11 protein-coding genes are annotated in these 11,097 nt (G+C 32.7%); 8 read left to right on the top strand and 3 right to left on the bottom strand.

Features of this window, described 5'->3' with window-relative positions:
* Positions 1 to 31 precede the first annotated feature (31 nt).
* The 3 genes from G0Q09_RS09230 to G0Q09_RS09240 all read right to left on the bottom strand — a co-directional run bounded on the left by G0Q09_RS09230 (position 32) and on the right by G0Q09_RS09240 (position 1,995).
* Positions 32 to 454 (bottom strand): hypothetical protein, encoded by a 423-nt coding sequence (locus G0Q09_RS09230; RefSeq protein ID WP_219034664.1) that lies wholly within the window; start codon positions 452 to 454, stop codon positions 32 to 34.
* A 124-nt stretch (positions 455 to 578) separates the two neighbouring features.
* Positions 579 to 992: a hypothetical protein gene (locus tag G0Q09_RS09235; protein ID WP_038336563.1), complete on the bottom strand. Its 414-nt coding sequence runs from the start codon at positions 990 to 992 to the stop codon at positions 579 to 581.
* Between the two features lies 1 nt (position 993).
* Positions 994 to 1,995 (bottom strand): NAD(P)H-dependent glycerol-3-phosphate dehydrogenase, encoded by a 1,002-nt coding sequence (locus G0Q09_RS09240; protein ID WP_038336564.1) that lies wholly within the window; start codon positions 1,993 to 1,995, stop codon positions 994 to 996.
* 96 nt (positions 1,996 to 2,091) lie between these two features.
* On the opposite strand from G0Q09_RS09240, the gene G0Q09_RS09245 reads away from it, so the two are divergent.
* From G0Q09_RS09245 to G0Q09_RS09280, 8 genes are all read left to right on the top strand, one after another.
* Positions 2,092 to 3,510, top strand: a complete 1,419-nt coding sequence (locus G0Q09_RS09245) for a lipopolysaccharide biosynthesis protein (protein WP_125349197.1) — start codon at positions 2,092 to 2,094, stop codon at positions 3,508 to 3,510.
* A 2-nt stretch (positions 3,511 to 3,512) separates the two neighbouring features.
* A complete protein-coding gene (gene dut, locus G0Q09_RS09250; protein WP_038336568.1) occupies positions 3,513 to 3,947 on the top strand; it encodes a dUTP diphosphatase in 435 nt (144 codons plus the stop codon).
* A 93-nt stretch (positions 3,948 to 4,040) separates the two neighbouring features.
* Positions 4,041 to 5,063, top strand: coding sequence for a sugar phosphate nucleotidyltransferase (locus tag G0Q09_RS09255; protein ID WP_219034665.1), 1,023 nt, complete (start codon positions 4,041 to 4,043; stop codon positions 5,061 to 5,063).
* A 6-nt stretch (positions 5,064 to 5,069) separates the two neighbouring features.
* Positions 5,070 to 5,870, top strand: coding sequence for a lipoprotein insertase outer membrane protein LolB1 (lolB1, locus tag G0Q09_RS09260; protein ID WP_219034666.1), 801 nt, complete (start codon positions 5,070 to 5,072; stop codon positions 5,868 to 5,870).
* Entirely contained in the window at positions 5,870 to 7,537 is a 1,668-nt protein-coding gene (locus G0Q09_RS09265; protein ID WP_257468165.1) for a murein hydrolase activator EnvC family protein, read from the top strand. The genes lolB1 and G0Q09_RS09265 overlap by 1 nt, the downstream gene beginning before the upstream one ends.
* Before the next feature lie 37 nt (positions 7,538 to 7,574).
* Positions 7,575 to 7,757 (top strand): twin-arginine translocase TatA/TatE family subunit, encoded by a 183-nt coding sequence (gene tatA, locus G0Q09_RS09270; protein ID WP_038336575.1) that lies wholly within the window; start codon positions 7,575 to 7,577, stop codon positions 7,755 to 7,757.
* Positions 7,758 to 7,838: 81 nt separating this feature from the next.
* A complete protein-coding gene (locus G0Q09_RS09275; RefSeq protein WP_114998393.1) occupies positions 7,839 to 8,450 on the top strand; it encodes a DUF4254 domain-containing protein in 612 nt (203 codons plus the stop codon).
* Between the two features lie 267 nt (positions 8,451 to 8,717).
* Positions 8,718 to 10,919 (top strand): M1 family metallopeptidase, encoded by a 2,202-nt coding sequence (locus G0Q09_RS09280; RefSeq protein WP_219034667.1) that lies wholly within the window; start codon positions 8,718 to 8,720, stop codon positions 10,917 to 10,919.
* Positions 10,920 to 11,097: the final 178 nt, after the last annotated feature.

An 11,097-nucleotide genomic window follows, 5' to 3' on the forward strand; every position in this document is an offset into this window, starting at 1 on the left:
TTGATATTTTTTCTGCGATTCTTTTAAGTAATTAAAAACTTGTGTTGTGTTCATTTTTTTTAGAATTTATATTAAAAATAAACATGCCCGTTTCGACATTGAAATAATAATCTTTTTCTCCATTTTTCAATTGAAACCATTCCAACAAACCATTTGTAAGATTAACACCAATCCAATTGATTTGTGAAGTTTTCAAGTCAAAAATAAAATTATCATTCGGATTATTTGTGGTGATATAATGTGTTTTGTCGTCCAAAACATATAAAACACCACTTCCTTGAAACGCTTTCATTTTTAAGAATTTTGATTGTAGATTTCCAAAGTTATAACGCAAAACTGCTTTAAATTCTACATTTGGAGGAACTTGTGTTAACAAAGCATTTTGTTTCTTTTCGCGTGATTTACTTGCCCAAAAAGTTATTCCAAGAAGTAGTGCAAATGGAGAAAAAAACAAAATAATGATGATAGTAATGAAAGAATGTTATCCATAGTAGGTTGATTTAGGTTGTGTTAAGATACAAAAAAAAAGCTGTTAGTTTTCTAACAGCTTTTTTGAAATTTTATAAAGTTTGATTTTATTACAAATTACTCATTTTTTCTTCCACAACTTTTCGTTCTTGTACAATCAAATGATCTTCTTCTGTCGGAAATTGAAAAATTCCAGAATTGATGCTTTCAATGCGTTTCAAGACTTCGTAAGATGCTTTTGCTTTTGTAAAATCTTCTCGATTGAGATAAATACGAATCGCTTTCATAAACGTCAAAATATTTTTCTTTTTCAATTCATCTGCCAACAAAAATTGATCGCGTTCTTCGTTTGCTTCCAATAAAGTCGACAAATTATTATCATCAATTTTGTAATACGATTGTAACATTTGATTGAAAATAATCAAAAAACCTTCATCTGCATTTCCAACTTCTAACGAAATGATTCGAGCCAATGTTTTGTTTAATTCTTGAATATATTTTGAAATAAAATCTTGTTTAATCATCTTAATCTAATTTTTTAGACAACTTTTCGAAAGTTTTTTTTGCGTTTTTATCTTCGTATAAAATCTTATGAACAGCGTTGATAATTGGCGCTTTTATTTGGTATTGCTCATTCATAATTGCCACACCTTTTGTCGCATAGTAACCTTCGGCAACCATATTCATCTCCAAAATAGCAGATTTTACGGTGTAACCTTTTCCAATCATATTTCCGAACATTCGATTTCGTGAAAAGAACGAATATCCTGTTACTAACAAATCGCCTAAATAAGCCGAATCGTTAATTTTACGCTTCATAGGACTTGCAGTTTTTAAAATATGATTCATTTCTCGAATCGCATTACTCATCAAAACTGCTTGGAAATTATCTCCATAACCCAAACCATGCGCTATACCTGCTGCAATCGCGTAAATATTTTTCAATACCGCGCCAAATTCAGTTCCGTAAATATCGTTTGAAAGTTTCGTTTTGATAAAATCACATGCTAAACAATCCGCAACAACTTGTGCTTTGTTTTCGTCTTGCGCCGCAATTGTTAAATAAGAAAGACGCTCCAAAGCAACTTCCTCAGCGTGACAAGGACCACTTACAATTCCTAATTGTTCTTCTTTTACATCGAATTTATCAAACAAATATTGTCCAACCAATTGATAATGATCTGGAATAATTCCTTTGATTGATGTTACTACAAATTTATCTGTCAACGGAACAGTTAATTTACTTAAACAATCGGCAACGTAAATAGATGGCACAACCAAAAAGATTATATCCGAATTCATGACAACTTCGTTGATATCCGTTGAAATTTTAAGCTTTTCTGACTTAAATTCGACATCAGTTAAATAATTTGGATTGTGTCTATTTCGCTCCAAATATCCTTTTACGTATTCATCTTTTACCCACCAGTTGAAAGTTTCAAGGTTTTTATTCAGCATTTTTGCAATCGCAGTTGCCCAGCTTCCATTCCCTATTAATCCAACTTTACGATTAGATAACTCTATCATAATATATGTATTGAATAGACAAAGTTAATTAATTTGTAGCTTAGGTATTTTGAATTTTACGAAAAGAAACTCAATTTTGTAAAAATTTTAACGACTTTGTATAAAAAGCTTTTTAGTGAGACCATTATCTACGGTATTGGCTCTATATTGCCGAGGGTAATTATTTTAGCATTGAATTTTTTTATTATCAAGCAAGTTGATAATTCAGATTTTGCAATGTTTTCTCAATTATATTCTGCGGTTTCTTTCCTGAATGTCATTTTAACATTTGGTTTCGAGACTGCATTTTTCCGTTATGCAACCGAAGAAGGAATGTATCAAAAAGTGTTGAATACAGCTTTTTGGTTTATGGTGATGAGTTCTACTGCAATGCTCGTTTTAGTTTTTCTTTTTTTACAACCTCTGGCAGATTCTGCAAATTATAGCGATCACCCAGAATATATTTTGTGGTTTGCGTGGATTGCTTTTTTTGATGCAATTTGTGTGATCCCTTTTGCAGTTCTACGTTTTAAAAATCGACCAATATTATATACAACAATTCGCGTAATTCAGAATGTTTTTCAAGCAGTTTTGACAATTGGTTTGTTGTATTATGTTTCGAAAGATTTTATGCTAGGTTTAGGTTTTGATAATGCGATTTCCTATCCTTTTATAGCGAATTTATTAGCGAGTATTTTAGGATTTGTATTATTAATAGGCGTTGTACGTCATGTTCAATTCAAATTTGATCAATCACTTTTCAAACAAATGTTTTTGTACGGTTATCCGATTATGATTGCTGGTTTGGGGTATATTTTAAATGAAAATTTCGATAAATTAGTTCAACGACAATTAATAGATCCAGCAGCAGCGGGTTCTTATGGCGCTTGTTACAAATTAGCAACATTAATGACGCTTTTCGTAACAGCTTATCGAATGGGAATAGAACCATTTTTCTTTAAAGTTGCCAAAAAAGGAGATGCAAAACAGACATACGCGAATATTTTGTTCTTTTTCAGTATCATTTGTAATATTGTAATTCTTGGAATTTTAGCAAATATTGACTGGATTAAGAAAATATTTGTTCCAAATTCAACGTATTGGAATGCTTTAGATATTGTCCCAATTATTTTAATTGCGAATTTATTTTTCGGAATTTATTATAACCTTTCAACATGGTACAAAGTAACGGATAGAACAAGTATCGGAACTATAATTTCATTGGTTGGTGGTGCGATTACTATTATTTTGAATGTTTTTTTATTGCCAAAATATGGTTTTATGGTTTCTGCCTGGACAACTTTATTGGCGTATGGTGTAATGATGGTGATTTCGTACATTTGGGGTCAGAAAGTTTATCCGATTCCGTATAAAGTCAATAAAATTGTACTTTACATGGGAATTGCAATTGCTTTAGCATGTACAAATTATTACATTCTCGATTCTAATTTGATTATTGGTAATCTGATTCTTATCGTGTACATTGCGTTTATTGCGTTTGCGGAAAAAAATACACTTAAAAAACTAAGAAAATAAAGATGAAAGTAAAAGTTATCAACATCTCGAAACACGCTTTACCAGAATATAAAACAGCTTTATCGGCTGGAATGGATTTAACAGCTAACATTGATGCACCAATCGAATTAAAACCTTTGGAAAGAAGATTAATTCCAACAGGATTGAGCATCGAATTACCAGCAGGTTACGAAGCACAAGTTCGTCCTCGTAGTGGAATGGCGTTAAAATATGGTTTAACTTGTTTGAATTCTCCTGGAACAATTGATGCAGATTATCGTGGAGAAATCGGTGTTATTTTAGCTAATGTTTCAAACGAAGCCGTTACAATCAACGATGGGGAGCGTATTGCACAATTAGTGATCGCGAAACACGAAACGGTTGAGTGGGAAGAATCTAACGCTTTAAATGAAACTGAACGCGGAGCTGGAGGTTTCGGAAGTACAGGAAAACAATAATTTTTTTGTCATTCTGAGCTTGTCGAAGAATCTAAAAAAGAAGTAATTCAATTATAAAATATCAATCTAACAAAAAATATTTTTAGAAATAAAATGAAAATTATTATCCCAATGGCAGGACGTGGTTCACGTTTACGCCCTCATACATTAACAACACCAAAACCATTAATTCCAATTGCAGGAAAACCAATCGTGCATCGTTTGGTAGAAGATATTGCGAAGGTTTGTTCAGAAAAAATTGACGAAATTGCTTTTGTAATTGGTGATTTTGGAGCTGAGGTTGAAGCTGATTTAATTGCAATTGCAGAAAAATTAGGAGCAAAAGGAACAATTTGTCATCAATTGGAGCCGCTTGGAACAGCGCATTCTATTTGGATGGCGAAAGAAGCTTTGGACGGACCAACGGTTGTGGCGTATGCTGACACATTATTCCGTGCAGATTTCAAATTAGATATGGAGTCGGACGGTGTTGTTTGGGTAAAACAAGTTGGTAATCCTTCGGCTTTTGGTGTAGTGAAATTAGATGACAATAGCGTTATTACAGATTTCGTTGAAAAACCAAAAGATTTTGTTTCGGATTTAGCGATTATCGGGATTTACTTTTTCCGTGATGGACAAAAGCTGTATAAAGAAATCGAATATTTATTGGAAAATGATATTCAAAAAGGTGGTGAATATCAATTGACGGATGCATTAGAAAATATGCGTGCTGCGGGTGATAAATTTACACTTGGAAAAGTGGACGAATGGATGGATTGTGGTAACAAAGCGGTTACAGTTGACACCAATACACGTGTGTTGAATTTAGATAAAGAAGATTTCAAAACGATTTCGTCTTCTGCAAAAATTGACAATTCATTAATCATCGAACCATGTTTTATTGGAGAAAATGTTGTGATTAAAAATTCGAAAATTGGACCTTTTGTTTCATTAGGAAATGGAACGGTTGTTGAAAACTCGAATATTGATAACAGTTTGATTCAAGAAAATTCAATCATCAGTAATGCAAATCTTACAGATACAATGATCGGAAACAATGCCAAATATTACGGTGTTTCGCGCAGTATCAGTTTAGGAGATTACTCAGAATTGGATTTTAAATCTCACGAAGCTTAATAAATTATGATCAAAAAATTAACGTATATCTTTTGTTTAGGAGTTCTTGCAACAGCTTGTAACACTCAGAAAGTAGCAAAAGTAGATAAAGATAATACAGAAGTTGTTTCAGCTTCTTCAAAAATTATTCAGCAAACCTTGTCAAAAAAAACATCATTCAAAGATTTAACGATTAAGGCAAAAGTAACGGCAGATTTAGAAGAAATTTCTGGAGATGTAAATGCTACAATTGCTGTGAAAAATGGACAAAAGATATGGGTTAATGCTACAAAATTTGGATTTACAGGTGCACGCGCATTGATTACGCCTGATGGTTTTTCGGCTTTTGAAAAGTTAGGTGGAACATATTATGAAGGAGATTTTTCTATTGCAAATAAATTATTGAAAGTTGATTTTATCGATTATCAAAAATTACAAAATTTGATGTTAGGAAAAGTTTTCGTTGATCTTAATCCTACAGATTATACAGCGACTTTTGCGAATAATCAATATACGATTACATATAATAAAAATCAAGCGATTGCAACTTCTCCAAAAGAAGGCGAATACATACAAACATATGTTTTTGATAACGGTTTCCGATTGAAAGAAGCACATCTGAAAGATCCAAAACGAAAAATGGAAGTTGATTTGGCTTACGACAATTGGGTAAAAGCTGGAGCAGAGGAATTTCCGAAAAATGTTAAAATTATTATAAAAGAGAAAAAAACGCGTCAAATAGACTTGGAATATAATAGTTTTACGTTTCAGGAAACGAACACACCGTTCTCAATTCCAGATGGGTATAAGAAAAAAGAAATAAAATAATGAAGTTTGTTTTATCAACTGTACTTTTAACGTTGTCATTATCAGTGTTTGCGCAGGTTCCGTACAATAAAGCGAACTTACAAAAACAGAATGCTCAGCTTAAAAAAGAGATTATAAACTTAAACAAACAACTCGAGGTTAATAAGCAAAATTCGAAGTTAAATGTTGATTTTGTGCAGAATTTGACGAAAAAAATTCAGGTTCAAACAAAATTAGTCAACAACTTATCAAAAGAAAAACGCTTTATCGAGGACGAAATTTATTTAACTCAGTTAGAGATTAATAAACTTTCGCGCGAGTTGGTTGAGCTAAAAAAAGACTACAAACAGGTTTTGGTTCGTGCATATAAGAACAAATCTGTTGAAAATAAATTACTTTTTGTGCTTTCTTCTAAAAGTTTGGGAGAGGCTTATCGTCGTATCAAATATTTAGAAAAATATTCGGCTTTCCAATTAGGACAAGCGAATGAAATTATCGGTAAACAAACTGATATTCAGACGAAAAAAGCGCAAAAAGAAAAAGCGAAAGACGAAAAAGAAAAAGTACTTTCTCAGCAAACTTTGTTTAGTCAAAATCTTGAAAAAGAACGATTAACAAAAGAGAAAGCGGTCGAAGAATTCCGTAAAAACGAAGGTGTTATTGCTGCTGAAATTAATGCAAAAGAAGCACAACAACGCCAAATTGATGCACAGATTAAAGCAATTATTGAAGAAGAGATTCGACAAGCAAAGATTCGTGCAGAAAAAGATTTAAAAGATTGGAACGAAGCTAAACGAGGAAATACAATTGCATCTTATAATGAGTATTTAAGAGATAACCCAAAAGGAGATTATGCGAAATCAGCTCGTACAGCTATTTTAAGAATTGAGAATGATGCCAAAGCATGGAATATTGCACGTTCAGCGCATACAAAACAAGCGTATCAATCTTATTTAAATCATCATCCAACAGGAAGTTTCGTATCTACAGCAAAAACAGAAGTTGCTAAATTTGAACAATTAGAACGCGAAGCTGAAGCAGAACGTCAACGTATCATTGCACAACGTAAAGCAGAAGAGGAAGCTCGTTTGAAAGCTCAAAAAGAAGAAGATGCTCGTAAAATTGCAGCAGCTAAAGCTGAAGCTGAGCGTAAAGCGAAGATAGAAGCTGAGCAGAAAGTTGTTGTAAAAGTGCCAGAAAAAGAACGTGTTGTAAAAGTAGATGCAGTAAAACCAGCTGAGACTTTTGCAGAACGTCCAGATTCTGAAGGTATTTCGGGAGAATTCTCATCAAACAAAGGTCGTCTACCTTGGCCTGTTGATAAAGGAACGGTTGTAAGTAGATTTGGAGCTAATTCTCACCCAGTTTTATCTAATATTACAACGCAAAATAGTGGTGTTGATATTTCAACTTATCGTGGAGCACATGCACGTGCTGTTTACGAAGGAACTGTTCAAGCTGTAATGAGTGTATCTGGAAATGGTAAGTCTGTATTGGTAAGACATGGTTCGTATTATTCAGTTTATACAAACTTATCAAGTGTAAGTGTTTCGAAAGGTGATGATGTAAAACGTGGTCAGTCTTTAGGAATTATCTATACAAGTGGAGATGGAGAAACAATCATGAATTTCCAAGTTTGGAGCGGAACAACAAAACAAAATCCTGCTTCTTGGGTAGCGGGAATGTAATAAATTAATTATATATTTGCATTAAAATCAATTCAGTATGGGATTAGGAGGTAAAGAATGGATCGTAATCGTACTTGTTGTGTTATTATTATTCGGAGGAAAGAAAATTCCTGAATTAATGAAAGGATTAGGTTCTGGATTAAACGAATTCAAGAAAGCAACAAAAGATGATAACAAATCAGAAGCTACTGAAAGTACTTCTGACAAAAAAGAAAATTAAAATATATTTTTAATTAGATAATAGAGCATTGTAGTTGCGTATACAATTACAATGCTTTTATTTTATAAACTAAAACAAAACATGAAATTCACAGATAAAGCTTGGTCTATTTTTAATCAAAGTATCAATGATTATCACAAATATGATGATGTAAATCGTCAAATCGAAAATCCATATAGCGAAGAAGATTTAATCGCTCATTTATTGTACAAAAAAAATTGGATTGATACAGTTCAATGGCATTTAGAAGATATTATTCGTGATCCACAAATTGATCCAGTAGAAGCATTAAGCTTAAAACGTTGGATTGATAAATCAAACCAAGAACGTACAGATATGGTAGAATATGTGGATAGCTGGTTTTTACAACAATATGCGAATGTAGAAGTAAAAGCAGATGCAACTTACAATACAGAATCTCCTGCGTGGGCTGTAGACCGTTTTTCTATTTTATCGCTTAAGGTTTATCACATGAAACAAGAGGTAGAACGTGAGGATGCAACACCGGAGCATAAAGCAGCTTGTCAAGTGAAATTAGATGTTTTGAATCAACAACATCAAGATTTATCAACAGCGATTGAAGAATTGTTGGCTGATTTTGAAGCAGGTAAAAAATACATGAAAGTGTATAAACAAATGAAAATGTATAATGACGAGGATTTGAATCCAGTTCTTTATGCAAACAAGAAATAATTTTCAGAAAAATTAATAAAATATAGAAAACTCATCTTTTTTGGATGAGTTTTTTTATTGCGTACAAATATGTTAATTTCATCTAATCAAAATATTAGAATGAAAAAACTGAAATTTATTACTTGCTTTACCTTATAATCAACCTAAAAATTAACACCAGAAGAATTTAAAAAGCTTCAAACTAAAATTTTAGAATAATTATAAAGTTGAAATTACCTCGTATTGAAAAATATGAGGTAATTTTATAATTACTGTAAAATTTCACACATGAAGAAAAATTATTTCAAACCCTTACTTTTAGGAATAAGTTTATTCTCGATTTCGGTTTTTGGTCAACAAGAAAAACCAAAATACGATTATCAAGAAGCTTTCAAACCATTTTTTTATCAGAATAATGCAACAGAAACTCGTTCGGCGAGTGGAAAACCAGGTCATAATTATTGGCAAAATCGTGCAGATTATAATCTGAATGTTAGTTTGAATGAAGAAAAAAATGAAATTTCGGGAACATCTGAAATTACATATACCAACAATAGTTTTGATGATTTAGACTTTTTGTGGTTACAATTGGATCAAAATTTATTCAAAAAAGAATCTCGAGGAAGTGCTTTATTACCGATTTCTGGAAGCCGTTATGGTGATTCAACTTCTGAATTTGAAGGAGGTTATAAAATTAAATCTGTTCAAATAGACGGAAAAGAAGCGAAATACACTGTTTCGGATACACGCATGCAAATTGATTTGATTAATCATTTGAAAGCTCGTGGAGGAAAAACAAAAATAAAAATCGAATATTCATTTGTTTCACCAGATTATGGAGCCGATAGAATGGGTGTAGAACCAACTAAAAATGGAAAGATTTTTACGATGGCGCAATGGTTTCCTCGCATGGCGGTTTACGATGACATCATGGGATGGAATACATTACCATACTTAGGACCAGGAGAATTTTATCTGGAATATGGAGATGTAACAGCAAATATTACAGTTCCGTCTACGCATTATGTGGTTGGTTCAGGAGAATTATTGAATGAAAACGAAGTCTACTCGAAAGAAGAAGTGAATCGTTGGAACAAAGCAAAAGCGAGTGATAAAACCGTTATTATTCGTTCTGCTGATGAGGTAAACAAAGCGACAAAAGTTGCAAAAGGAACAAAAACGTGGAAATTTAAAATTCAGAATACACGTGATTTTGCTTGGGCTTCATCATCTTCGTTCATCTTAGATGCAGCAAAAATTAATCTTCCAAGTGGTCAAAAATCGTTGGCAATTTCGGCTTATCCAGTAGAAAGTGACGGAAATGATGCTTGGGGAAGATCGACAGAATATACAAAAGCTTCTATTGAGCATTACTCGAAACAATGGTTAGAGTATCCTTATCCAGCGGCGACAAATGTGGCAGGAAATGAGGGTGGAATGGAATATCCTGGGATTGTTTTTTGTCATATGACTTCGAAAGGTGAAGGACTTTGGGGTGTTACAGATCACGAATTTGGACATATTTGGTTCCCGATGATTGTTGGTTCTAATGAGCGTGTTCATGGTTGGATGGACGAAGGTTTTAATACGTTTATCAATGATATTTCGACGAAGAATTTCAACAATGGCGAATATTACAAAAAGCAATCTGCACAACGAATGGCGGGTTATTTATTCAGCGATAATCTTGAGCCTGTAACGACTCAACCAGATAATATGCGCGAAAGAAATATCGGTGCATTGTTGTATTATAAGCCAGGTGCAGGAATGAAAGTTTTGCGTGAAACAATTTTGGGTGAAGAAAAATTCGATAAAGCATTGCGCCAATACATCAAATATTGGGCATATAAACATCCAACGCCAGAAGATTTTTTCCGCACGATGGAAAATGTTTCAGGAGAAGAATTATCTTGGTTTTGGAGAGGTTGGTTTTTGAATAAATGGACAATTGATCAAGGAATTAACAGTGCAAAATATGTAGATGGAGATTACAAAAAAGGCTTGATTTTGAAAGTTGAAAATTTTGGACAATTACCAATGCCAACTACTGTTCAAGTGAACTTTAAAGATGGGACTTCTCAAGAAGTTAAATTACCGATTGAAGTTTGGAAACGTAATACAGAATGGACATTCAAAGTGCCTTCAACAAAAGAAGTTTCGATGATTAAATTGGATCCAAATGGAGCTTTACCAGATATTGATTTGAAGAATAATACATTCAATATGGCGGATGTAAAACCTGTTGAAAAGATTAATCCAAAAGAATACGAAGGTACATTTACGAATAAACAAATTAATTCAGAATTTGTGTTGAAAGCTGAAAACGATAAATTGAATTTAGTTTTTGGTGGACAAACTATTCCATTAGATTATCAAGGTGATGGTAAATTTGTGAATGAACAAGGCGGTTTGGAGTTGACTTTTGCAAAAGATAAAAAGACATTTTCTGTAGAAGAAGCTGGACAAAAGTTTGAGTTTACAAAGAAGTAAATTTGTTCTAAATTTTCATACTGAACCCGTTTTAGCATCACATCATAAAATATAAAGAATCCGTCTCACAACAAAATTTGAGGCGGATTTTTTATTTCGGTAAAATGTATATTATTTTGGAAAATAGAAAAAGTTGTCCTCTTTAGGCAACTTTCTTTCTTAGATTGTGTGCTAAAGC

Source organism: Empedobacter falsenii (genome assembly GCF_019308355.1).
Classification (GTDB): Bacteria; Bacteroidota; Bacteroidia; order Flavobacteriales; family Weeksellaceae; genus Empedobacter; species Empedobacter falsenii_B.

What these genes read in the sequence shown, in the direction of transcription:
- tatA (WP_038336575.1), top strand. Translation starts at nt 7,575, where the DNA reads ATGGGATTAGGAGGTAAAGAATGGATCGTAATCGTACTTGTTGTGTTA.
- G0Q09_RS09235 (WP_038336563.1), bottom strand. Translation starts at nt 992, where the DNA reads ATGATTAAACAAGATTTTATTTCAAAATATATTCAAGAATTAAACAAA.
- G0Q09_RS09240 (WP_038336564.1), bottom strand. Translation starts at nt 1,995, where the DNA reads ATGATAGAGTTATCTAATCGTAAAGTTGGATTAATAGGGAATGGAAGC.
- lolB1 (WP_219034666.1), top strand. Translation starts at nt 5,070, where the DNA reads ATGATCAAAAAATTAACGTATATCTTTTGTTTAGGAGTTCTTGCAACA.
- G0Q09_RS09275 (WP_114998393.1), top strand. Translation starts at nt 7,839, where the DNA reads ATGAAATTCACAGATAAAGCTTGGTCTATTTTTAATCAAAGTATCAAT.
- G0Q09_RS09265 (WP_257468165.1), top strand. Translation starts at nt 5,870, where the DNA reads ATGAAGTTTGTTTTATCAACTGTACTTTTAACGTTGTCATTATCAGTG.
- dut (WP_038336568.1), top strand. Translation starts at nt 3,513, where the DNA reads ATGAAAGTAAAAGTTATCAACATCTCGAAACACGCTTTACCAGAATAT.
- G0Q09_RS09280 (WP_219034667.1), top strand. Translation starts at nt 8,718, where the DNA reads ATGAAGAAAAATTATTTCAAACCCTTACTTTTAGGAATAAGTTTATTC.
- G0Q09_RS09255 (WP_219034665.1), top strand. Translation starts at nt 4,041, where the DNA reads ATGAAAATTATTATCCCAATGGCAGGACGTGGTTCACGTTTACGCCCT.